The following is a 22,125-nucleotide window of genomic DNA, read 5'->3' on the forward strand; positions in this document are numbered from 1 at the left end:
TGCGCTTGCCTCCTCGGGATCAGGCGCGTCCGGCGATGCGGTTGACGCGGTCGATGGCCCGCTCGAAGCCGCGGGTGAGGTCGCCGAAGACGGCCTGGACGCTGCGTTCGCTGTTCATCCGGCCGACGATCTGACCGACCGGGGTGCCCAGCAGCGGCTCGACCTCGTGTTTTTGGATACGGGAGTTGGCCTCGGCGACCAGCAGTCCCTGCAACGGCATGGGCAGGGCGCCGGGGCCGCTCGGGTCGTCCCAGGCGTCGGTCCATTCGGTGCGTAGCTGGCGGGCGGGTTTGCCGGTCAGGGCGCGGGAGCGGACGGTGTCGCCGGGCCCGGCGGCGAGCAGTTTGGCGGTCAGCCGCGGCGAGTGCAGGTCCGCCTCCCGGGTGGTCAGCCAGACCGACCCGAGCCAGACGCCCTGGGCGCCGAGGGCGAGTCCGGCGGCGATCTGTTCGCCGGTGCCGATGCCGCCCGCGGCGAGTACCGGCAGCGGGTCGACGGCCGCGACGACTTCCGGGGTGAGGACCATCGTCGCGATCTCGCCGGTGTGCCCGCCCGCCTCGTAGCCCTGGGCGACGACGATGTCGATGCCGGCGTCCTTGTGGTGGAGCGCGTGGCGGGGGCTGCCGGCCAGTGCGGCGACGAGGATGCCGTGGTCGTGGGCGCGCCGGATGACGTCGGGGGGCGGCGAGCCGAGGGCGTTGGCGAGCAGTTTGACGGGGTAGCCGAAGGCCACGTCGAGCTGGTCGCGGGCGACCTGTTCCATCCAGCCGGTGATGCGCCAGCCGGACGCCTCGCCGTCGGCGAGGTGCGGGACCTGGTGCCGGTCGAGGAGGTCCGCGACGAACCGGCGGTGGCCCTCGGGGATCATCGCCTCGACCTCGGCCTCGGTGACGCCCTCGACCTTCTTGGCGGGCATCACCACGTCGAGTCCGTAGGGCAGCCCTTCGGTGTGGTCCTGCATCCAGTCCAGGTCGCGGGCGAGGTCGCCGGGCGCGGTGTAGCGGACCGCGCCGAGCACCCCGAATCCGCCGGCGCGGGTGATGGCCGCGGCGACCGCGGGGAAGGGGGTGAACCCGAAGACGGCGTGCTCGACTCCCAGTGCGTTGCTCAACTCCGTCTGCATGGGCGCAGGATGCCGCAGCGGGCCGTACGAGGGAAGAGATTTTCTGATGCGGCGTCAGATAATTGCGGGTGCCGGACCGCCCGGCGAGCGGTCCGGGCCGGTCTCCTCAGCCCTCCTCCAGCACCGCCATCGCCGCGTTGTGTCCGGGAATGCCGCTCACTCCCCCGCCGCGTACCGCTCCGGCCCCGCAGAGCAGCACATTGGCGTGCCCGGTCGCCACGCCCCAGCGGGCCGCGGCGGTCGCGCCCGTCTCCGCGGTGTCTTCCGCGAAGGGAAACGCCAGCTCGCGGTGGAAGATGTTGCCGCCGGGCAGCCCCAGCTCGCGTTCCAGATCCAGCGGGCTGCGGGCTTCCAGGCACGGCCGGCCGTCGGCGTCCCGGGCCAGGCAGTCGGCGAGCGGCTCGGCGAGATGGGCGTCCAGCTCGGCGAGGGTGGCGGCGAGCAGCCGCTCGCGGGTGGCGTCGTGGTCGGCGGTGAACAGCCGGGCGGGGGCGTGCAGGCCGAAGAGGGTGAGCGTCTGGTAGCCCTGGCGGACCAGTTCGGGGCTGAGGATGGAGGGGTCGGTCAGGGAGTGGCAGTACAGCTCCGAGGGCGGCGCGGCGGGCGGCGCGCCGGCCGCGGCCTGCCGGTAGGCGGTCTCCAACTGCGCGTAGCCCTCGGCGACATGGAAGGTTCCGGAGAACGCCTCGCGGGGATCGGTCCGGGTGTCCCTGAGCCGCGGCAGCCGGGTGAGCAGCATGTTGACCTTGAGCTGGGCGCCCTCCGCGGGTGGCGGCGCCGGCGCGCCGAGCAGGCGGGCCAGCTCCCGGGGCGCGGCGTTGACCAGCACCCGGCGGGCCCCGACCGTGCCCCGTTCGCAGGTCACCTCCGCCGTCCGGCCGTCCGTGGCGACCGCGCTCACCGCGCAGCCGGTGACGATCTCCACCCCGGCCCGCCGGGCGGCGCCGGCCAGCGCGTCGGTGAGCGCGCCCATGCCGCCGAGCGGTACGTCCCAGTCGCCGGTGCCGCCGCCGATGACGTGGTAGAGGAAGCAGCGGTTCTGCCGCAGCGAGGGGTCGTGCGCGGTGGTGAAGGTGCCGATCAGCGCGTCGGTGAGCACCACTCCGCGCACCAGGTCGTCGCGCAAGGCGGCCTCCACCGCCTCGCCCAGGGGACGCTCGAACAGCGCCTGCCACAGGGCGTCGTCATCGATCCTGGCGCGCAGCGCGGCGCGGCTGGGCAGCGGCTCGGTGAGGGTGGGAAAGACCCGCTCGGCGAGCCTTCGCAGGCCGCCGTAGAAGTCCTGCCAGGCGCCGAACTCCCGCTCCGACCCGGTGAGTTCGGCGAACGCCTCACGGGTGCGCCGCTCCCCGCCGCCCACCAGGAGGCCGGTGGGCCGGCCGTCGCGCACGGCGGGGGTGTAGGAGGAGATGGCGCGTTTGCGGACCGCGAAGCGCAGGCCGAGGTCCCGCACGATCTTGGCCGGCAGCAGGCTGACGAGGTAGGAGTAGCGGGAGAGCCGGGCGTCGACGCCGGGGAACGCCCGGGCCGACACGGCGGCGCCACCGGTGTGGTCCAGCCGTTCCACCACGAGCACACTGCGCCCGGCGCGTGCGAGGTAGGCGGCGGCGACCAGACCGTTGTGCCCGCCGCCGACGATGACCACGTCGTACGAAGTCCGTTCCGGCATGCCCCTTCGTAGCACGCGCCGAGGGCGGTGGCCAGGCGCAGGAGAGGGAAACCTCCGGCCCGGTCGGTGGGGCTTCTTGACCGGGCCACGGGCGCCTCCTAGCGTCCGGCCGTGCTCCCGCTCCCCCGGGGGCGCCCCCCGCGCGCCCCCGAGCGCCCCGCCCCGCACGCCGTCCCGCCCACCCGTGAGGTGTCCCGTGTCCCACCCATCGGCATTCAGACCCGGCCGCACACTCGCCGCGCTGACCGCGGTCGCCGCCTGCTCGGCGGGGCTGCTCGCGGCCACCGGCCCGGCCTCGGCCGCCCCCGGCCCCGGCCGGGGGCCCGGCGCCCCGCGCACCACGGCGCCGTACCCGAATCTGGCCCCCACGCCGCCGATGGGCTGGAACAACTGGTCGTACTACATGTGCGACATCGACGAGAAGGTCGTCCTGGACAACGCCCGGGCGCTGGTCTCCTCGGGGCTGGCGCGCAAGGGCTACAACACCGTGACCGTCGACGACTGCTGGATGGACCGGCAGCGCACCGCCGGCGGCGAGCTGCGCGCGGACCGGCGGAAGTTCCCGCACGGGATGGCCCAGCTCGGACGGCAACTGCACGAGATGGGTCTGAAATTCGGCATCTACGCGGACGTCGGCACGCTCACCTGCGAGAAGTACCCCGGCAGTCTGGGCCACTTCCAGAAGGACGCCGACCTCTTCGCGCGCTGGAAGGTCGACTACGTCAAGGCCGACGGCTGCAATGTGCCCACGACCCCGGGTAGGACCAAGGAGCAGACCTACCGCGACGTGTACGAGCAGTTGAGCCGCGCGCTGCGGGCCACCGGCCGCCCCATGACCTTCTCGGTGTCCGCGCCCGCCTACTTCCAGTACGACGGGGACAGCGTCTGGCACCGGGTCATCGGCTGGTCCGCCGAGGTCGGCAACCTGTGGCGGGGCGGGCGGGACGTGGCGCTGCGCAAGCACACGGCGTCCGCCAAATGGAACTCGATCCTCTACAACTTCCGCTACAACGCGAAGCTGGCCCACCTCCAGCGGCCCGGCCGCTGGAACGACCCCGACTTCCTGCTCGCCGGCGACCCGGGGCTGACCCGTGCCGAGACGCAGAGCCAGATGTCGCTGTGGGCGATGATGGCCGCGCCGCTGATCTCCAGTACGAATCTGGCCGCGCTGCCCCCGGCGGCGCTGGAAGTGCTCGGCAACGAAGCCGTCATCGCCGTCGACCAGGATCCGCTCGGCGTCCAGGGGCGGATCGTACGGCAGGAGGGCGACGCGGTGGTGCTGTCCAAGCCGCTGCACAACGGCGACCGGGCCATCGCCCTGTTCAACTCCGGCGACACGCCGCGCACGCTGTCCACCACCGCCGCCGAGGCCGGGCTGCCGGACGCCGCCTCCTACCGGCTGCGGGACCTGGTCAGCGGACGCACCTCGAACAGCCACGGGGACGTCGTCGCCGAGGACGTGCCGGCGCACGGCACGGTTCTCTACCGGGTCACCGCCCGCTGACGGACCCGGGCCCGGCGCTCACCCGCGCTGGGCGCGCAGCGCCGCGACCCGGCGGTGGAGGGTGACCGCCTCGGCGGGCCGGCCGAGGCGCGTCAGGACCTGCGCCTCCTCGGTGCGGCTGGCCAGCGCGTCGGGGTGGGCGGCGCCCAGGACCCGTTCGCGGGCGTCGGCGACCTCGCGGTTGACGCTCAGCGCCTCCTCCCACCGGCCGAGCCAGCCGAGCGCCACGGCGGCCTCCCGACGGCTGACCAGGGTGTCGGGGTGGTCGGCGCCGAGCGCCCGCTCGCGCGCCGCCGCCACCTCGCGGGCCTCGGCCAGCGCCTCCTCCCAGCGGCCCAGCCGGCCGAGGCTGACGCCCAGGCCGTGCCGGGCGCGCAGCGTCTCGGGGTGGTGGTTCCCCTGCGCGTCGGTACGGGCCGCGACCAGGTCGCGGTAGAGCGCCAGGGCCTCGGCGCCGCGACCCAGCTTGCCGAGGCCGATGGCCGTCTCGTAACGGGCCGCGAGGGTGTCGGGGTGCCCGGGGCCGAGCGTCTCGGCGCGCGCCGCCGCCACCTCCCGGAAGGTCTCCAGCGCCTCGGCCCAGGCGCCCAGCCGGCCCATCACCAGGGCCGTTTCGAAGCGGGTGCGGAGGGTGTCGGGATGCCGGGCGCCGAGTACCCGGGTCCGCGCCCGGGCGACGTCCACGGCGAGGGCGTAGCAGTCCTCCAGACGGCCGAGCCGCGCCAGGAGGAACGCCAGGCGGTGGCGGCAGCCGAGGGTGTCGGGGTGGTCGGTGCCCAGCGTTCGTTCCCGTCCGGCCAGCACCTCGGCGCACACCTGGTGGGCCTCGACATGACGGCCGAGCCCGTCGAGCGGGTCCACCGTCGCGAGCCGGTCGGTGAGGGCGGCGAGTTCACCGACGGACGGCAACGGGCCGGGCGGGCGGCCGGACGGGGACGCCTCGACGCGCCACGGGCCGGAGCCACCGGTCCACGCCTCGCCGAAGGCGCCGACCCGGCCGGGCGGGCCGGGCCGGGTCCCGCCCGCCGGTGGGCCGGTGGTCATTCCGTGGGCCCACGAGGGCAGGGACCCGTCGGGCGCCGGCGGGTGCCCGAGCGACGGTCCCGGACGCGGGCCGCTGTGCGGATGCCGGGCGTCGGCGAGGCGTTTGCCCAGCTCGTCGGCGTCCGCGGGCCGGTCGTCCGGGTCCTTGGCCAGCAGGTCGAGCACGATCCGCTCGTAGGCGGCGGGCAGGTCGGGCCGCAGCGTGCGCGGCGGTTCGGGGGCGGTGTCGCGGTGCCCGACGAGCACCGCCCAGGCGTCACCGAGGTCGAACGGCGGGGCGCCGGTGGCGATCTCGTACAGGACGCAGCCGAGGGAGTACAGGTCGCTGCGGTGGTCGACGGTGCCGCCGGCGATCTGCTCGGGTGACATGTAGTGCGGGGTGCCCATGGCGATGCCGGTGCCGGTCAGGCGGGCGGTGAAGCCGATGTCGTGGCCGAGGCGGGCGATGCCGAAGTCGCAGATCTTGACCGTGCCGTCGGTGATCCGCACGATGTTCGCCGGCTTCAGATCGCGGTGCACAATGGCTTGTTCGTGGGTGTAGGCGAGGGCGGCGGTGAGCTGTTCGGCGATCTCGATGACGTCCGCGACGGGCAGCGGGGCGCGCCGGTTGTCGTCCAGCAGTTGGCTGAGATTGCGACCGGTGAGCAGTTCCATGACGAGGAAGAGGGTGCCGTCGTCCTCGCCGAAGTCGTGGACGACGGTGATGCCGCGGTGCTGGAGCGCGGCCGCAACCCGGGCCTCGCGGCGGAACCGTTCGCGCAACACCCGCAGGAAGGCGGGCTGGTGGCCGGGCCCCAGCGGTTTGAGGCACTTGACGGCGACCTGGCGGCCCAGCGATTCGTCGCGGGCGCGCCACACCTCCCCCATGGCGCCGCGCCCGATCGTGTCGAGCAACTGGTACCGGCCTTGGATCAGTCTCTCTTCCGCCATCGCGCAGCGCCGCCCCCGTCCCCGCGTCCCGTCGCGCGGCTCCCCCTGCCAGTCCTGCCCAGTATGGCGGCGGAACGTCCCGGCTCGCAGGGTGCCGGGGCGGGTGTCGGTCGGAGTCACTCCACGGTGCGCCAAGCGGGTATCACCACTTCCAGTCCCTGCGACCGGGTCAGGAGCTTTGGCCCGGCTAGCTGGAAGACCCTTCGGGAAAGCTCCTCGGAACGCGGTGGCGCCTCGGGCACCCGGGCCCGAAGAGGGACCCGTCGCGCCCCCCTCGCGCCCCTTTCACCGGCGCACGCGGGGCATCCCCAGGCCGATCCAGGAGATGATCTCGCGCTGGATCTCGTTGTTGCCGCCGCCGAAGGTGAAGATGACGGCCGAGCGGTAGCCGCGTTCGAGTTCGCCGTGCAGGACCGCGCCGGCCGAGCCGTCCTTGAGCGGGGCGGCGTTGCCGACGATCTCCATCAGCCAGGCGTACGCGTCCCGGCGGGCCTCGGAGCCGTAGACCTTGACCGCGGAGGCGTCCTGGGGGGTGAGCGTGCCGTGCTGGAGGGCGGCGACCATCTGCCAGTTGAGCAGTTTCATGGCGTCGAGCCGGGTGTGGGTACGGGCCAGCCGGCCGCGTACCCAGCCCAGGTCGATGACCCGGCGGCCGTCGGCGAGCTTGGTGTCGGCGGCCCAGCGCTGGACGTTGTGCAGCGCGCGGATGGCCATGGTGCCGTGTGCGGCGAGGGTGACCCGCTCGTGGTTGAGCTGGTTGGTGATGATGCGCCAGCCCTTGTTCTCCTCGCCGACGCGGCGGGAGGCGGGCACGGTGATGTTCTCGTAGTAGCTGGCGGTGGTGTCGTGCGAGGCGAGGGTGTTGATCAGGGTGCAGGAGTAGCCGGGGTCGGAGGTCGGCACCAGCAGCATGGTGATGCCCTTGTGGGGCGGGGCGCCGGGATCGGTGCGTACCGCCAGCCATACCCAGTCGGCGGTGTCGCCGTTGGTCGTCCAGATCTTCTGGCCGTTGACGACGTAGTGGCCGCTCTCCTCGTCGCCCTCGCGGACGGCGCGGGTCTTGAGGGCGGCCAGGTCCGTGCCGGCGTCCGGTTCGCTGTAGCCGATGGCGAAGTCGATCTCGCCGGAGAGGATGCGGGGCAGGAAGTAGGACTTCTGCTCGTCCGTGCCGTAGCGCATGATCGTGGGACCGACGGTGTTCAGCGCCATGAGGGGGAGCGGCACGCCCGCCTGCGCGGCCTCGTCGAAGAAGATGAACTGTTCCATCGGGCTCAGGCCGCGCCCGCCGAACTCCTTGGGCCAGCCGACGCCCAGCCAGCCGTCGGCGCCGAGCCGGCGCACGGTCTCGCGGTAGAACCGCTTCGCGGCGGCGCCGGTGCCTTCGGCACCGCGGCTGCGGGCGTAGGCGTCGTCCGGCACCAGCCCGGCGAAGTACGTCCGCAGTTCGGCGCGCAGGCGCTGCTGTTCGGGGGTGTATTCGAGGTGCACGGCCCCTCCAGTTCATCCGGTCCCTTCGTCCGGCCCGAGGGCGCCATTTCTGACGGGCCGTCGGATGCCGGATCGAAGGGCACAGTAGAACGTGTTCCAGTAATACGGAAGGGTGCGGACGGCACCCGGAGGGCCGGATCTCCCGGGAAAGCGCCTGGCGGCGGCTCAGCCCTTGGCGTGCTTCGACGGGGCGCCGGGCAGGACGGCGACCGGCATGGCGTCCTTGCAGTATTTGACGGCGCCGGTGCTGACCACGTACTTCGCCGACACCCACGTACGGCGGTCGCGGACCAGGTACCAGACGGCGTTGCCCCCGATGCTCTGGACGCGGGCCTTGCACACCAGCCCGACCTGGGTGCCGTGACGGAGGAAGCCGCGCACGGAGGAGTCGGTGCTGGGGAACTGACGCTCGTTCAAGCCGATGGTCGCCGTGACGACGCCGTACGGCTTGGTGGGCGGAGCGGCCTGGGCCGGCGCCGCGGCGAGCAGTGTCGCACCGAGAGCGACGGCGGTGGTCAGAGCGCCCGCACCGGGTGCGAGCCGTCTGCCTCGGGCCACGAGGATGTCGGTCGTGGACATAGGGGTCTCCTGTTCTTGACGCGCAAATGCCACCCATTGGCGCGGAGTGGACATTACGCCCACCTCGCCTCGGCGGAGTGATGAAACGACGGCGAGGGAGCCGATCGTGTGACGAACCGATCGTGTGACGGCGCAAGTGCGCCCGGACGGCGGGCGATCGCCGCTCGCGGCGGACCCCCGACCCGGGCCGGAGCGCCGGGGCGGCGTCAGTGAGGGCGGCGCGGGCGGTGCGCGGGCCCGGTCCGCGGGGCGTCGGGGGGCAGCGCTTCGTCCAGAGCGCGGGCGGCGGCTCGGGCCGCTTCGGCGGAGCGGGGCAGCATGGCCGCCTCGTAGGCGCGCAGCGCTTCGTCCCGGTCGGTGTGGCGGGTCAGGGACCGGGCGAGTTCGCAGCCGTCGAGCATGGCGAGGTTCGCGCCCTCGCCGGCGAAGGGCGTCATCAGGTGGGCCGCGTCCCCCAGGAGCGTGAGGCCGGGGGTGTGCGGCCAGGTGTGCGGCACCGGCAGGGCGAACAGCGGCCGGTTGGCGAATCCCTCGTCGCATTCCCGCAGCAGGGCCAGGAGTTCGTCGTCCCAGTCGGCGAACCTGCCGAGCAGCGCGGCGCGGACGGCCTCGGCGTCCTGGAGGTCCACGCCCTGCTCCCATGCCCAGTCCTGGGAGCCGCGGAAGGCGATGAAGAGGCGGATGTGGCCGGTGCTGTCGCGCTGGGCGAACAGGCCCCGGCCGCCGGACAGCGCCCGCATCCTGCCGCCGCCGACCAGGCGGGAGATCTCCGGGTGCCGGGTGTCGGCGTCCGTGAAGCCGGTCTCGACGAAGGTGGCGCCCGCGTAGTGGGGCACCGCGTCCGAGAGCATCGGGCGGACCCGGGACCAGGCGCCGTCGGCGCCGATGACCAGGTCGAAGGTCTCGGTGCGGCCGTCGTCGAACTCCGCTGTGTGGGCGCCGTGGCCGCCCGGGTGAAGGGTGCGCAGATAGCTGCCCCAGCGCACGGTGCCGGGCGCGAGGGAGTCGAGCAGCAGGCGGCGCAGTTGTCCGCGGTCGATCCCGGGTGCGGCCTCTTCGCCGGCGGCGGGGGTGCGGTGGCGCAGGAGGGCCGCGGTGTGGTCCAGCACCCGCTCCTCCTGGCCCTCCGGGCGGGCGAGAGCGGTGAACTCGTCGTACAGGCCCGCCGCGTGCAGGGCCGCCTGGCCGGAGCGGGGCCGCAGGTCCAGGGTGCCGCCCCGCCGGCGGGCGGCGTCGGCGGCGTCCCGTTCGAAGACGGTGACGTCCGTGCCGTGCCGCTGGAGGACCCGGGCGCAGACCAGTCCACCGGGGCCGGCGCCGATGACCGCGATGCGCGGCGGAGTGGGGGGCATGGCGCTCCTCGGCGGGCGGGAAGGGCGGGCACCGGCGCGGGCGGGAGGCGGGCGACGCGGCCGGCGTACGGCGGGTGACCTCGGCCTTCCCCCAGAAGAGCACAGCCGCCCAGAAGGTGCAATCACCTCCTTTCCGGGTGATTCGCCCACGGCGTCGAGGGAGACGTCCCATCGCGGCGGACAAACCGGATAGTTGAGCGCTTCAGCGCCGACTCACTTGCAGGTTTAGGTATGCCTAACCTAATGTAACGAGGCGTGTCCACGACCAAACCATCTGCCACCGCACCCCCCGTGCCCGGCGCGCGGCCTGCCGCGACGGGCCTGCGGCGGGTACCGCTGTTCGCCGTCGGGCTCGGTGCGCTGGCGGTCTGTGCGGCCCTCAGCCTCGCTCTGGGCGCGCGATCCGTACCGCTGTCGACCGTACTCGACGCCCTGTCAGGAACCGCCCACGGGCGCGACGCACTGGTGGTGACGGGGCTTCGGCTGCCGCGCACCGCCGTCGCCCTCGCGGTCGGCGCCGCGCTCGGCGTCGCCGGAGCCGTCGTCCAGGGCATCACCCGCAACCCGCTCGCCTCACCCACGACGCTCGGCATCAACGCCGGCGCCGGCTTCGCGGTGGTCACCGCGATCTACGCCCTCCATCTGACCCGCCCGGCCGAATACCTCTGGTTCGCGTTCGCCGGTGCCGCGGGCGCGGCGCTGTTCGCCCAGGCGATGGCCCGGCGGGCCGGCGACCTCGACCCGGTGCGCCTGGCACTGGGCGGCACGGTCCTCCAACTCGTCCTGCTGTCCTGGACGTCGACGGTGATGCTGGCCAGCAAGCGGTCGCTGGACGAGGCCCGGTTCTGGCTGGCCGGCTCGCTGTCCGAGCGTCCCCTGTCGGTGCTCTACCCGGTGCTGCCCACGCTGGTGATCGGTCTGGGCATCGCCCTGGTCCTCACCCCCGCGCTCAACACGCTGGCGCTCGGCGACGATTCCGCGCAGGCGCTGGGCGTGCCGGTGTCCCGCATCCGGGCGGCCGGCGGGCTCGCCGTGATCCTGCTCGCCGGCTCCGCGGTGGCCGTGGCCGGTCCGCTGGCCTTCATCGGCCTGGCCGCACCCCACCTCGTACGGCAGTTGCTGCGCACCTCCGACCACCGGATCGTGGTGCCCGGCTGCCTGATCGCCGGACCGCTGCTGCTGCTCACCGCCGACATCCTCGGACGGCTCGTCATCCGGCCGTCCGAGCTCCAGGTCGGCATCATCAGCGCGTTCCTCGGCGCGCCGCTGCTGGCGCTGCTGGCCCGGAAGGTGGCCCGATGAGCGACATCCTCACGTCCGGCACACCGGCCGGTCCCGTCACCGGGCGGGCCGGGCACCGCGCCGCGGGGCGGCGAACTCCCCTGCTCACACTGGGCGCCACCGCGGTGCTGCTGGTCCTCGTCACGGTGTCCGTGGCCAACGGCGAGATCCCGCTCGCCCCGGCCGACGCGCTCAAGGGCCTGCTGGGGCTGGGCGATCCGGGCACGGTGCTCGTCGTCCAGGAGTTCCGCGCCCCGCGCATGGCCGCCGCGGTCATCGCGGGTGCGGGTCTGGCCGTGGCCGGTGCGCTGCTCCAGCGGCTGTTCCGCAATCCGCTCGCCTCGCCCGACGTCATGGGCGTGACCGGCGGCGCGTCGTTCGGCGCGGTGGTGATGCTGGCCGCCGGCGCCGCGCAGGCCCTGATTCCGCTGGCCGCGCTCGGCGGCGGGCTGCTCGCCGCGGTCCTGCTCGGCGCGTTCGCCTGGCGCTCGGGCGTCAACGTCACCCGGTTGGTGCTGGTGGGGCTCGCCGTGCAGGCGGGGCTGGCCGCCGCCGTGAACTTCATGGTGGTGCGCTTCCCCACCGAGCTGGCCGGCTCGGCCCTTCAGTGGACGACCGGTTCGGTCTACGGGCGGACCTGGACCGAGGTGGGGGCCGCCGCCGGGGCGGTGGCCGTGGCGCTCGCCGTCGCGTTCCTCCTGCACCGCCGGCTGGCCGTGCTGGACCTGGGCGACGACTCGGCCGGCGCGCTGGGGCTGCACACCCACTCCGCCCGCCTCCAGGTGCTGGTGACCGCCGTCGTCCTGGCGTCCCTCGCCGCCGCGCTGACCGGCCCGGTCGCCTTCGTCGCGCTCGCCGTCCCGCACATGGTGCGCTTCCTCGCCGGCCCGCCGACCGCCGGAACGCTGGCGCTCTGCGGCCTCGCCGGTGCCGTGCTGCTGCTCACCTCCGACCTGGTGGCGCAGTATCTGCTGCCGGTCGGCGGGCTGCCGGTCGGGGTGGTCACCGCCACCCTGGGCGCGCCCTGGCTGCTGGTGCTGATGATCCGTCAGAGCAGTTCCGTCAACAGGAGTGTCCGATGACCGCCAACCAGCTCTCCACCCAGGGACTCGACCTTCGCTACGGCGACAAACTCATCGTCGGCGGACTCGACCTGGTGCTGCCCGGCGGTGCCGTCACCGCCGTCGTCGGGCCCAACGCCTGCGGCAAGTCCACCCTGCTGCGCGGTCTGACGCGGCTGCTGGCTCCGTCCGCCGGAACCGTCGCCCTGGACGGCGCGGACATCCACCGGATGCCGGCCCGCGCGCTCGCGCTGCGGATGGGCCTGCTGCCCCAGCAGCCCGTCACCCCCGAGGCGATCACCGTCGAGGCGCTCGTGCGGCTCGGCCGCTATCCCCACCAGCGGCTGCTGAGCCCCTGGTCGGCGGCCGACCAGCGGGCGGTGGACGAGGCGCTGGCGCGCACCGGCACCAGCGCGCTGCGCGACCAGCCGGTGGACCGGCTCTCCGGCGGCCAGCGGCAGCGCGCCTGGATCGCGCTCGCGCTGGCCCAGGACACCGACCTGCTGCTGCTCGACGAGCCCACCACCTTCCTGGACCTGCGGCACCAGCTCGACGTACTCGATCTGGTCGCCGCCCTGCACGCCGAGGCGGGCCGCACCGTGGTGATGGTGCTGCACGACCTCGGGCAGGCCGCCCGTTACGCGGACCACCTGGTGGTCCTCAAGGACGGGCGGCTGGCCGCGGCCGGGGCCCCGGCCGACATCCTCGACGCGGAGCTGGTCAGGTCCGTGTTCGAGGTGGACTGCCGGGTGATCCCGGACCCGGAGACCGGCACGCCGCTGGTCATCCCCAAGGGCCGGGCGGTACGGCAAGGCGCCGTCTCCGCCTGATCCGCCGCTCTCCCCCAGGAGCACACCGCTACGCGCTCCACAGGAGCGTCAGTCCCCGCTCACTTTAAGGAAGTCGAACCCTCATGTTCAGCAGACTCACCTTCCGCGGCATCAGCCGGCTCCTCGCCGCGCTGCTCGCCGTCGTCCTGGGCACCGCGGCCCTCGCCGCCTGCGGTGGCGGCACGTCCGACGGCGGCGACGACAAGAAGAAGGGCGGCGCCGACGCCGGTGCCTTCCCCCGCACCGTCAAGGACGCCATGGGCGGCGCGAAGATCCCGGCCAAGCCCCAGCGGGTCGTCGTCCTGGACACCGGCGAGCTCGATGACGTCACCATGCTCGGCATCAAGCCGGTCGGCGCGGTCTCCCCGCACATGAAGACCGAGGGCGGCTTCCCGGCCTACCTCAAGGACAAGGTCCAGGGCGTCACGGACGTCGGCCCGCTCCTGGAGCCGAACCTGGAGAAGATCGCCTCACTCAAGCCCGACCTGATCCTGTCCTCCAAGGTCCGGCACGAGAAGATCTACGACAAGCTCAAGGCCATCGCCCCGACCGTCTTCACCGAGACCACCGGCGGCCCCTGGAAGGCCAACCTCAAGGTCCACGCCCAGGCGCTGGGTCTGGAGAAGCAGGCCGCGCGGAAGCTGAAGGAATACGAGACGCGCGCCAAGGCCCTGGGCGCGGCCATCGGCAAGAAGTACGACGGCAAGATGCCGTCCGCCTCGGTCGTCCGCTTCGTCGCCGGCCCGACCCGCCTGTACCAGAAGTCCTCCTACAGCGGCGTCGTGCTGAACGACATCGGCCTGGCCCGCCCGAAGTCGCAGAGCTCCACCGACCCGGCCATGACGATGCTCGACGTCAGCGCGGAGGAGATCGACAAGGCCGACGCCGACCTGGTGTTCGTGACCCTCGCCGACAGCCCGGACAAGACCGAGCAGAAGGACGTCACGTCCAACCCGGTCTGGAAGTCGCTGCCCGCCGTCAAGAAGGACAAGGTCTTCGACGTGCCGGACGAGACGTGGATGTCCGGCATCGGCCTCCAGGCCGCCGAGCACATGCTCGCCGACGTGGCCAAGGCCACCGGCGTTCAGCTCCCGAAGAGCTGATCCACCGGGAGCGGGCCGTCGTCCCCACGGCCCGCTCCCGCACCACCCGCACCACCCAGCACCACCCCCGCACTCCCTCGAACCTGAAGGGGCCCCGCTCATGCGGATGTACCTGCTCGCCCTCAACCCCACCGACTCGGTCACCGACGGCTTCCTGCCCGCCGCCGCCCGCCTGGGCCTGACGGTCACGATCCTGACCGACCAGCCCGCGGCGCACCGGCACGCCGCCCCGCAGGCCGAAGTCCTGGAGTGCGACGTCCACGACTTCCGCGCCGTCATCTCCCGGATAGCCACCCACCATCCGGCCGACGCGGTCTTCACCAACAGCGACCACCTCCAGACCCAGGCGGCCCTGGCCGCCGAGTACTTCGGGCTGCCGGGCAAGGACTGGCGGGCCGCGCTGCGCGCCAAGAACAAGGCCGAGACGCGCCGCCACCTCGCCGCGACGGGTCTGGACACCGTCCGCTCCGCGGAGCTCGCCGCCGGCCAGGACCCGTCCGCGCTCGCCGCCGCCGGCCTGCCCTACCCGTGCGTCATCAAGCCCCGTGAGGGCGTGGCGAGCGAGGACGTGATCCTGGCCGCGGACGCCGAGGAGCTGGTGACGCGCGCCAAGGAGATCCAGGCGCGGCGCCCGGGAGCGGCGCTGCTCGCCGAGGAGTTCCTGGCCGGCGAGCTGTACACCCTGGAGACCCTCGGCGACGGCCGCGTACGGCATGTCCTGGGCGGCTTCCACACCACCGTCTCCCCGCCGCCGGCCTTCGTCGAGGAGCGGCTCGACCTCCTCGACGCCCACCCCGAGCCCATCGTCGCGCAGGTGCTGGCCCAACTCGACGCCCTGGGCGTCGGCTTCGGCGCCTGCCACACCGAGTTCGTCGTGAACGAGGGCCGCGCACGGCTCATCGAGGTGAACTACCGCGTCATCGGCGACCAGTGCGACCTGATGCTGGCGCAGGTCCTCGACATCCCGCTGTTCGAGCACATCCTGCGGGTCCATCTGGGCGAGCCGCTGCCCGCGGACCTCGGCGCGCGGCGCGACGGCGCGGCCCGGGTGGACTATCCCTGCGCGGACCGGGCCGGGACGCTCACCGCGGCGCCCGCCGCCACGGACCGGACGGTGGACGGCGTACGGCTGACCTACCGGCCGCTGCGCGAGGTCGGCACCGAGCACCCGCACTACGGCACCAACCGCGACTACCTCGGCGTCCTGCGGGCCATCGGCACCGACCGGAGCGCCGTGGACCGGGTGTGCGACGGCTTCCTCGCCGACGAGCGCTGGGAGATATCGTCGTGACCGTCGCGCTCGGCACCACACGGGAGCGGGCCGCCGGTGATCTCGCCGGGGCGGCCGAGGAGTCGGAACTGCTGCTGCGCGTCCTGGGCGCACTGCTGCGCGAGGACGTCGTCGGGCTGCGCACCCGGAGCACGCTGCTGGAGCGGCCGGACGGCCCCTGGCTGCGGCTGCCCGCCGACGAGGCCGCCGGAGCGCTGCTGCTGCCGCTCGGCGAGGACGGCTACCAGAGCGAGTACACGGCCCGGTCGCCGCTGCTGGTCCGGGAGTCCGACGGCGCCCGTCTGACCACGGCCGACGAGGTCCTCGCGGCGCTGCGCGCGCTCGCCGACCCCGCCGACCAGGAGGGCTTCGACGCCTTCGCCGAGGAGTGCCGGCAGACCCTCGCCACGATGCGGCTGCACGCCCGGACGCGGGACGAGGCCGAATCCGTACTGACCGACCGACACGGCCCGGACCCGAGCACCTGGTCGGGCCTGGACGGCGGTCTGGGGTTCGACACGCTCGCCGCCCGGCTCGACCACCCCGTCTACCCGACGGCCCGCGGCCGCTCCGGCCTGAGCGAAGCGCAACTGCGCTCCTACGCACCCGAGTTCCACCCGGACTTCGCGCTGCGCTGGCTCGCCGTGCCGCGCGCGGCGGTCACCGTGGCCGGCGGTGAGGCGGCGCTGCCCGCCTGCTGGCCGACGCCGGCCGATCTGGGCCTGCCCCACCTCGACGGTGGCCATCTCGCGCTGCCGGTCCATCCGTTGACCCTCGGCGACCCGCTGCGGCGCGCCCTGCGCGAGAGCGGCCTGGAGGGCGAGGCGGTGCTGTCCGAGCGGCCCCTGCTCGCCGCGGTGCCGACGCTGTCGATGCGTACCGTCGCGCTCGACGCCGACCCGCGCCTGCACCTGAAGCTGCCGCTGGCCACCGCGACGCTGGGCCTGCGCAACCGGCGCACCATCAAGCCCCCGACGCTCGTCGACGGCGCCGAGGGCCAGCGGCTGCTCCAGACCGTGATCGCCCGCGAGCCGCGCTTCGGCGCATCGGTCCTGCTCGCCGACGAGACCGCTTACGCGCACGCCGGACACGAGCTGCTGGCCGTGCTGTGCCGCCGCTACCCGGCCGGTCTGGACGGCAGCGCCGTGGTGCCGATGGCCGCCCTGCTGAGCCGGGCGCCCGGTGGGCGGCTGGTGATCGACCACCTCGCCGACCGCTTCTACGCCGGCGATCCGCTCGCCCTGCTGGACGCCGCTCTGACCCTGCTCTTCGACTGGCAGAGCACGCTCTTCGGCTACGGCATCGCCCTGGAGTCCCACCAGCAGAACATCTCGCTGGTGCTGGACCGGACGGCGGACGGCACGCGGCTGCGACTGCTGTTCAAGGACAACGACGGGCCGCGGATCAACGCCGCCCGGCTGCGGGACCGCCTGGGGGACGACGCTCCGGACCCCGCGGCCTTCGCCGACCCGCGGATCTTCGGTGACAGCGACCGGCCGGTCCTGGACCTGTTCACCACCATCACCGTCCACCTGTGCGCCGGCGCGTACGCCTTCGGGCTCGCCCGGCACGGCCGCGCGCCGCTCGCCCGGCTCCTGGGCCTGGTCCGCGACCGTCTCGCCGAGTCCTTCGACCGGCTGGGCACCGGACCGGGCGACCCGGGGACCGTGCTGCGCGCCTATGTCCTGGACGCTTCGCGACTGCCGGTCAAGGCGATGGTCAGCGCCGGCACGCTGCTGTCCAAGGAGCGTTCGGGCGCGGCCGACATCAACAAGCACTACACCACCGGCCCCAACTACCTTCTGCCGAGGTAATCCGATGAAAACCGCCACGTCACACCCGGTCGCGCCGGCCACCGTCGAGACCAAGGTCCGCCCCGGCCTCGCCCGCCGCCAGGTGCACGCCGTGGCCGGCTGCTACTTCGTCGCGTCGTTCGCCGCCCTCGGGCTGCCGCCGTATCTCACGGAGATCCTGCCCGAGCTGGGTGACGGCGCCGCCCGCTGGGCCGGTCTGATGTACATCGTGCCCACCATCTTCGGCGCCGTCGGAGCCCCGCTGTGGGGGCGGCTCGCCGACCGCTTCGGCCGCAAACGGCTGCTGCTGCGGGCCCAGTTGGGCCTGGCCTTCGCGTTCCTGCTGGCCGGCTGGGCCGACTCGCTCGGCATGTTCGCCACCGCCCTGGTGCTCCAGGGCATCCTCGGGGGCACCTTCGCCGCCTCCAACGGCTACCTCGGCGCGGCCCTGGAAGGCCAGGCCCTGTCGCGGGCGCTGACGCTGATGCAGGGCAGCGCGCGGGCGGCGCTGGTCTTCGCGCCGATCGTCGTGGGGGCACTGACGCCGTGGCTGTCGCCGCACCGCCAGTACGCCCTGCTGGCCGTGCTGCCGCTGACCGCCGCCGTGATGCTCGCGGCGCTGCCCGAGCCGCCGAAGGCCGCGGGGCGCCGGAACCCGGCCGCCGCGGAGTTCGAGGCCGCGGAAACCTCGGAGGTGGCCAGGGCCGCGACGGCGGAGTCCGCCGGAGGCGCGGAGCGCGCCCCGGCCGCCTCCCTGCGGGCCCTGTACGCGCTGGAGTTCGCGTTCGTCTTCTCCACCGTCATCTCCTTCCCGTACCTGATCTCCCTGATCAAGGAGCGGATACCGGGGACCGGCCCGATGGTGTCCGGTGTCCTGTTCGCCCTGCCGCACATGTGCTACCTGGTCGCCGCGATAGCGGTGCACGCCGTCTTCCACACCCGCCCCCGGCTCGGGATCGCGCTCGGCTTCGCCGGGATCGCGCTCGGCCTGGCCGGTCACGGCGTGGCCGACTCGCTGACCGCCTTCATCGCCGTACGCCTGGTGCTCGGCGCCGGGCTCACCCTCGGACTGGTCTGCCTGTCCGTGCTGGCCGCCGACTGCGCCAAGGGCCGCGCCCCCGGCGGGCTGTTCGGCTCGATCGAGTTCTTCTCCAAGGCCGGCGCGGTCGCCGCCGGCGTGGCCGCCGCGGCCGGCAACGACTGGTTCGGCCCGGCCGCACCCGTCCTGACCGGCACCGCGATAGCCGTGGCCGCCGTGCTCGCGACCACCGCCCCCGCTCTGCTCCCCCGTCTCCCCCGCACCCGCAGGAGCCCTCGATGCCCCCGCTGACCAATTCCCCCGGCACCGTCCCGGCCCCTACCGCCCCCGCCGGCCCGCCCACCGCCGACCAGGCCGTGGCGCACACCCTGCTCAACTGCCTGCTGCGCGAGGTCTCCGGACCCGAGCACCAGACCGCCGTGGACCTGGGCCATCTGCTGATCAGGCTGCCGCGCCGGGGCGTGCTGCTGCGCGTCCCGCTGCGCCGCACGTCCCTGCTGGGCGCGCACCGCTTCACCGGCCCGGTGACCGAGGAGTGCGCGGACGGCGGCTGGGCCGAGGTCGGCTGGCGCCGGCTGGCCGAGTACGCGCACGCCGAACTGTCCCTGCGCACCGGTGTGCGCAACGAGGAGTTCCTGGAGCAGATCGCCTCCAGCCACCAGGCCGTCGCCGCCGCGCTCGTCGCCCGTGACGCGGCGGGCCCGGCCGGTTCCGCCGACGCCGACGCCAACACCAACACCGACCAGCTCGCCGCCTACCTGGCGTCCGAGCAGTCCCTGATCCTCGGCCACCGCTTCCACCCGACCCCCAAGGCCCGTACCGGCGACCCCGCGTCCTGGCAGTCCTACGCTCCCGAGACCGGCGCCTCCTTCCCGCTGCTGCTGCTCGCGGTGCGCGAGGAGCTGATCGCCGAGGAGTCGGCCGCCCCCGGCGCCACGGACCCACTGGACGCGCTGGAGGCCGACGTCCCGGACGGCTACCGGCTGCTGCCCGTCCACCCCTGGCAGTACGAGCTGCTGAGCGACCACCCGGGCCTGCGGGCGGCGCTGGACCGCGACGACATCCGTGTCCTGGGCACCAGCCGGCGCCCGTTCGCGGCGACCGCGTCGGTGCGCACGCTCTACGACGGCGAGGCGTTCCTCAAGTTCAGCCTGAACGTGCGGATCACCAACTGCCTGCGCAAGAACTCCAGTTACGAGCTGTCGGGCGCCGTGGCGCTGACCCGGCTGCTGGAGCCGGTGCTCGCCGACCTCGCGGCCCGCTTCCCCGGCAGCGCGGTGCTGCGCGAGCCGGCCTACCGCAGCCTCGCCCTGCCCGGGCCGGGCGGGGAGCCGGACACCGAGCTGCTCGAAGGGTTCGGCGTCATCGTCCGCGAGGGGCTGGCGCAGCGGCTGCTGCCCGGCACCACCCCGCTGCTGGCGGCGGCCGTCGCCGACGAGTACCCCAACAGCGACGCCCACATCTCCCGGCTCCTGGACGGCGCGGGGCCCGGCGACGCCCTGGCGTGGTGGGCGGCCTACCTCGACCTGCTGCTTCCGCCGGTGCTCGCCGCCTACTTCGACCACGGCGTCGTCCTGGAGCCGCACCTGCAGAACGTCCTGGTCTGCGTGGACGGTGACGGCATGCCCGCCCAGGTCCTCTTCCGCGACCTGGAGGGCACCAAGCTCGTCCCCGAGCACCATGCCGCCCTGCTGGCCTCGCTGCCCGAGGCGGTCGCGGCGCCGATGACGTACGACGCGCGGCGCGGCTGGGACCGGGTCGTGTACTGCCTGCTGGTCAACCACGTCGCCGAGCTGCTCGCGGCGCTCGCCGACCTGCATCCGGGCACCGAGGCCGCTTTGTGGGCGCAGGTGCGGCGCACCCTCGAAGCGCACGCCGACCGCTACGGCCGCCCGCCGCGGCTGGCCGCCCTGCTGGCCGGCGTCCCGCTGCCCGCCAAGGCCAATCTGCTCACCCGCTGGGAGCGCAAGGCCGACCGTGAGGCGGGCTACGTCCTGCTGCCCTCGCCGCTGGCCGAGGCCGTCCTGTCGGGCGCCGGGCGCACCGACGACACCACCCCCTGGAGCGCACGATGACCACCCTGACCCCCGCGGTCCGCACCCGCGCCCTCGCGCTGGGCCCCGAGGAACTCCCGGCGTACCTCTACGACCTGACCGCGCTCGGCGAGCACCTGGCCGCGGTGCGGGCCGCGCTGCCGGCCCGCGTGGAGCTGTACTACGCGGCGAAGGCCAATCCGGAGCCGGAGATCCTCACCGCGCTGCGCCCGTACGTCGACGGCTACGAGGTCTCCTCGGGCGGCGAACTGGCCCACGTCGGCAAGGCCGTACCGGGCTCGCCGCTGGCGTTCGGCGGGCCGGGCAAGACCCCCGCGGAGATCGCCCAGGCGCTGGAGTGCGGCGTGGAGCGCTTCCACGTCGAGAGCGTGCAGGACATCCACCTGCTCGCGAGCCTGGCCGACCGGCTCGCCCCCGGGCGCCGGATCGCGGTGCTGGCCCGCTTCAACCTGCCCGTCGACGGCGGTGCGCTGGACGGCAGCGCGCTGGCGATGGGCGGCCGTCCCACACCCTTCGGGCTGGACCCCGACCAGGCCGGTGAGGTCGTGGCGCTGCTCACCGACGGCCGCTACCCCCACCTCGAACTGCGGGGCGTCCACGCGCACCTGGCGAGCGGCCTGGCGGCGCCCGAGCAGCTCGCGGTGTCCGCCTCCATCGTGGCCTGGGCGGTGCGGCTCGCCGAGCGGCACCGCGTCGCCCTGCCGGAGGTGACCGTCGGCGGCGGCATGGCCGTCGACTACGCCGATCCGCACGCCCGCTTCGACTGGGCGGCGTTCGGCGCCGGTCTGGAGCGGCTCACCGCGGCGCATCCCTCGCTCACGCTGCGCATCGAGCCGGGCCGGGCGCTGACCGCGTACTGCGGCTGGTACGCCACCGAGGTGCTGGATGTGAAGCACAGTCACGGCGAGGAGTTCGCCGTGGTCCGCGGCGGTACCCACCATCTGCGCACCCCCGCGACCAAGGGCCACGACCAGCCCTGCGAGCTGCTGCGCTCGGACGAGCCGTGGCCGCACGCCTGGCCGCGCCCGGAGGCGCGGGGCGAGCGGGTCACCGTCACCGGCCAGCTCTGCACCCCCAAGGACGTCCTGGCGCGCGGTGTGCCGGCCCACGGGCTGCGGGCCGGCGACCGGGTGGTGTTCTCGATGGCCGGGGCGTACGCCTGGAACATCTCGCACCACGACTTCCTGATGCACCCGCGCCCGGGCTTCCACTTCCTCGGCGCGCCCGGGGACGACGCCTGACCATGCCCGCCCCGCCGGCTCGGCTGCGGGGCGCGCTCACCACCAGTACGAGGGGTAGGGCACGGCGGCGCGCCGGGCCCGGGAGGCGGCGTAGCCGGCCATCACCAGCAGGAAGGACGCGCCGAGCAGCGTGCTGAGGAAGCGCAGCGGCTCGGGTCCCTGGAGGACGACGATGACGGCGGTGGCGCAGGCGGGGGAATGCGGGGTGCGGGCGAGCATCGTGGTGGCCAGCGCGAGGCTGCCGGCGACGGCGGCGGCCCACGGGGAGTGTCCGAAGGCGGCCAGGACGCCGTAGCCGATCAGGGCGCAGAGCAGATGCCCGCCGATCACGCTGCGCGGCTGGGACAGGGGCAGCGCCGGGGCGCTGTGCACCAGCGCGGCGCTCGCGGCCAGCGGCGGTATCAGCACCGCCTCGTGGATCAGCGCGCCGATCGCGACCAGGCCGAGCAGCACCGCCGTCGCCGCGCTGAAGATGTGCAGCGCCGCCGCCGGCGAGGGCGGCGCGGGCGCGCGCCCGGCGAGCGGCCGGGGCGCGGGCAGGCGGCGGGCGGACGTCCGGGGCCTGCGGGCGGTGGTCTGCGAGGGGGCGTGGTCGGTGCTCATGGGTACTTCCGGACGGTGCCGGCGCGCGGCCGGCGAAGGTGGGCTTCAGGTGGAGAGGTCCAAGCTCTGCGGACGACATCCACAAGCACACCCCCGTGGTCGACGGAGGTCCGACCGTACGCATCCGCCCAGGTACAGGCCGCGCAGTCCGTTCGCATCGT

Annotated in this window: 17 protein-coding genes; 10 read left to right on the forward strand and 7 right to left on the reverse strand. The window is 74.1% G+C overall.

Annotated features, from left to right (window positions below; translation table 11 throughout):
• Positions 1-19 precede the first annotated feature (19 nt).
• Entirely contained in the window at positions 20-1,123 is a 1,104-nt protein-coding gene (locus ACZ45Z_RS14925) for an NAD(P)H-dependent flavin oxidoreductase (RefSeq protein WP_468361832.1), read from the reverse strand.
• 106 nt (positions 1,124-1,229) lie between these two features.
• The gene (locus ACZ45Z_RS14930; RefSeq protein WP_468361835.1) at positions 1,230-2,792 is read right to left on the reverse strand and encodes a phytoene desaturase family protein; all 1,563 of its coding nucleotides are present in this window, start codon (positions 2,790-2,792) and stop codon (positions 1,230-1,232) included.
• A 196-nt stretch (positions 2,793-2,988) separates the two neighbouring features.
• On the opposite strand from ACZ45Z_RS14930, the gene ACZ45Z_RS14935 reads away from it, so the two are divergent.
• Entirely contained in the window at positions 2,989-4,296 is a 1,308-nt protein-coding gene (locus ACZ45Z_RS14935) for a glycoside hydrolase family 27 protein (protein WP_468361838.1), read from the forward strand.
• 18 nt (positions 4,297-4,314) lie between these two features.
• On the opposite strand, the gene ACZ45Z_RS14940 is transcribed toward ACZ45Z_RS14935, so the two are convergent.
• The 4 genes from ACZ45Z_RS14940 to ACZ45Z_RS14955 all read right to left on the reverse strand — a co-directional run bounded on the left by ACZ45Z_RS14940 (position 4,315) and on the right by ACZ45Z_RS14955 (position 9,689).
• The gene (locus ACZ45Z_RS14940; RefSeq protein ID WP_468361841.1) at positions 4,315-6,270 is read right to left on the reverse strand and encodes a protein kinase domain-containing protein; all 1,956 of its coding nucleotides are present in this window, start codon (positions 6,268-6,270) and stop codon (positions 4,315-4,317) included.
• Positions 6,271-6,555: 285 nt separating this feature from the next.
• Entirely contained in the window at positions 6,556-7,758 is a 1,203-nt protein-coding gene (locus ACZ45Z_RS14945) for an acyl-CoA dehydrogenase family protein (RefSeq protein WP_468361844.1), read from the reverse strand.
• 165 nt (positions 7,759-7,923) lie between these two features.
• Positions 7,924-8,337, reverse strand: coding sequence for an SH3 domain-containing protein (locus tag ACZ45Z_RS14950; protein WP_468361847.1), 414 nt, complete (start codon positions 8,335-8,337; stop codon positions 7,924-7,926).
• Between the two features lie 206 nt (positions 8,338-8,543).
• On the reverse strand, positions 8,544-9,689 hold the full coding sequence (locus ACZ45Z_RS14955; protein ID WP_468361850.1) for an FAD-dependent oxidoreductase: 1,146 nt from the start codon (positions 9,687-9,689) through the stop codon (positions 8,544-8,546).
• A gap of 291 nt (positions 9,690-9,980) precedes the next feature.
• On the opposite strand from ACZ45Z_RS14955, the gene ACZ45Z_RS14960 reads away from it, so the two are divergent.
• The 9 genes from ACZ45Z_RS14960 to ACZ45Z_RS15000 all read left to right on the forward strand — a co-directional run bounded on the left by ACZ45Z_RS14960 (position 9,981) and on the right by ACZ45Z_RS15000 (position 21,361).
• Positions 9,981-10,991 (forward strand): FecCD family ABC transporter permease, encoded by a 1,011-nt coding sequence (locus ACZ45Z_RS14960; protein WP_468362355.1) that lies wholly within the window; start codon positions 9,981-9,983, stop codon positions 10,989-10,991.
• Entirely contained in the window at positions 10,988-12,052 is a 1,065-nt protein-coding gene (locus ACZ45Z_RS14965; RefSeq protein WP_468361853.1) for a FecCD family ABC transporter permease, read from the forward strand. Before ACZ45Z_RS14960 ends, ACZ45Z_RS14965 begins: the two co-directional genes overlap by 4 nt.
• Positions 12,049-12,861, forward strand: coding sequence for an ABC transporter ATP-binding protein (locus ACZ45Z_RS14970; protein ID WP_468361856.1), 813 nt, complete (start codon positions 12,049-12,051; stop codon positions 12,859-12,861). The genes ACZ45Z_RS14965 and ACZ45Z_RS14970 overlap by 4 nt, the downstream gene beginning before the upstream one ends.
• Before the next feature lie 83 nt (positions 12,862-12,944).
• Positions 12,945-13,964, forward strand: coding sequence for an ABC transporter substrate-binding protein (locus tag ACZ45Z_RS14975; RefSeq protein ID WP_468361859.1), 1,020 nt, complete (start codon positions 12,945-12,947; stop codon positions 13,962-13,964).
• A 100-nt stretch (positions 13,965-14,064) separates the two neighbouring features.
• Complete coding sequence (locus ACZ45Z_RS14980) at positions 14,065-15,255, forward strand: ATP-grasp domain-containing protein (protein ID WP_468361862.1); 1,191 nt, start codon at positions 14,065-14,067, stop codon at positions 15,253-15,255.
• Positions 15,252-17,048, forward strand: coding sequence for an IucA/IucC family protein (locus ACZ45Z_RS14985; protein ID WP_468361865.1), 1,797 nt, complete (start codon positions 15,252-15,254; stop codon positions 17,046-17,048). Before ACZ45Z_RS14980 ends, ACZ45Z_RS14985 begins: the two co-directional genes overlap by 4 nt.
• A 4-nt stretch (positions 17,049-17,052) precedes the next feature.
• Complete coding sequence (locus ACZ45Z_RS14990) at positions 17,053-18,357, forward strand: MFS transporter (RefSeq protein WP_468361868.1); 1,305 nt, start codon at positions 17,053-17,055, stop codon at positions 18,355-18,357.
• Positions 18,345-20,141, forward strand: a complete 1,797-nt coding sequence (locus ACZ45Z_RS14995) for an IucA/IucC family protein (protein ID WP_468361871.1) — start codon at positions 18,345-18,347, stop codon at positions 20,139-20,141. The genes ACZ45Z_RS14990 and ACZ45Z_RS14995 overlap by 13 nt, the downstream gene beginning before the upstream one ends.
• Positions 20,138-21,361 (forward strand): type III PLP-dependent enzyme, encoded by a 1,224-nt coding sequence (locus ACZ45Z_RS15000; RefSeq protein ID WP_468361874.1) that lies wholly within the window; start codon positions 20,138-20,140, stop codon positions 21,359-21,361. Before ACZ45Z_RS14995 ends, ACZ45Z_RS15000 begins: the two co-directional genes overlap by 4 nt.
• Positions 21,362-21,397: 36 nt before the next feature.
• Here ACZ45Z_RS15000 and ACZ45Z_RS15005 read toward each other — a convergent pair whose 3' ends face one another.
• Complete coding sequence (locus ACZ45Z_RS15005; protein ID WP_468361877.1) at positions 21,398-21,964, reverse strand: HPP family protein; 567 nt, start codon at positions 21,962-21,964, stop codon at positions 21,398-21,400.
• Positions 21,965-22,125 lie beyond the last annotated feature (161 nt).

Source organism: Streptomyces sp. NPDC031210 (assembly GCF_055570395.1).

What these genes read in the sequence shown, in the direction of transcription:
- ACZ45Z_RS14930 (WP_468361835.1), bottom strand. Translation starts at nt 2,792, where the DNA reads ATGCCGGAACGGACTTCGTACGACGTGGTCATCGTCGGCGGCGGGCAC.
- ACZ45Z_RS14950 (WP_468361847.1), bottom strand. Translation starts at nt 8,337, where the DNA reads ATGTCCACGACCGACATCCTCGTGGCCCGAGGCAGACGGCTCGCACCC.
- ACZ45Z_RS14925 (WP_468361832.1), bottom strand. Translation starts at nt 1,123, where the DNA reads ATGCAGACGGAGTTGAGCAACGCACTGGGAGTCGAGCACGCCGTCTTC.
- ACZ45Z_RS14975 (WP_468361859.1), top strand. Translation starts at nt 12,945, where the DNA reads ATGTTCAGCAGACTCACCTTCCGCGGCATCAGCCGGCTCCTCGCCGCG.
- ACZ45Z_RS14995 (WP_468361871.1), top strand. Translation starts at nt 18,345, where the DNA reads ATGCCCCCGCTGACCAATTCCCCCGGCACCGTCCCGGCCCCTACCGCC.
- ACZ45Z_RS14940 (WP_468361841.1), bottom strand. Translation starts at nt 6,270, where the DNA reads ATGGCGGAAGAGAGACTGATCCAAGGCCGGTACCAGTTGCTCGACACG.
- ACZ45Z_RS14990 (WP_468361868.1), top strand. Translation starts at nt 17,053, where the DNA reads ATGAAAACCGCCACGTCACACCCGGTCGCGCCGGCCACCGTCGAGACC.
- ACZ45Z_RS15000 (WP_468361874.1), top strand. Translation starts at nt 20,138, where the DNA reads ATGACCACCCTGACCCCCGCGGTCCGCACCCGCGCCCTCGCGCTGGGC.
- ACZ45Z_RS14965 (WP_468361853.1), top strand. Translation starts at nt 10,988, where the DNA reads ATGAGCGACATCCTCACGTCCGGCACACCGGCCGGTCCCGTCACCGGG.
- ACZ45Z_RS14955 (WP_468361850.1), bottom strand. Translation starts at nt 9,689, where the DNA reads ATGCCCCCCACTCCGCCGCGCATCGCGGTCATCGGCGCCGGCCCCGGT.
- ACZ45Z_RS14970 (WP_468361856.1), top strand. Translation starts at nt 12,049, where the DNA reads ATGACCGCCAACCAGCTCTCCACCCAGGGACTCGACCTTCGCTACGGC.
- ACZ45Z_RS15005 (WP_468361877.1), bottom strand. Translation starts at nt 21,964, where the DNA reads ATGAGCACCGACCACGCCCCCTCGCAGACCACCGCCCGCAGGCCCCGG.
- ACZ45Z_RS14980 (WP_468361862.1), top strand. Translation starts at nt 14,065, where the DNA reads ATGCGGATGTACCTGCTCGCCCTCAACCCCACCGACTCGGTCACCGAC.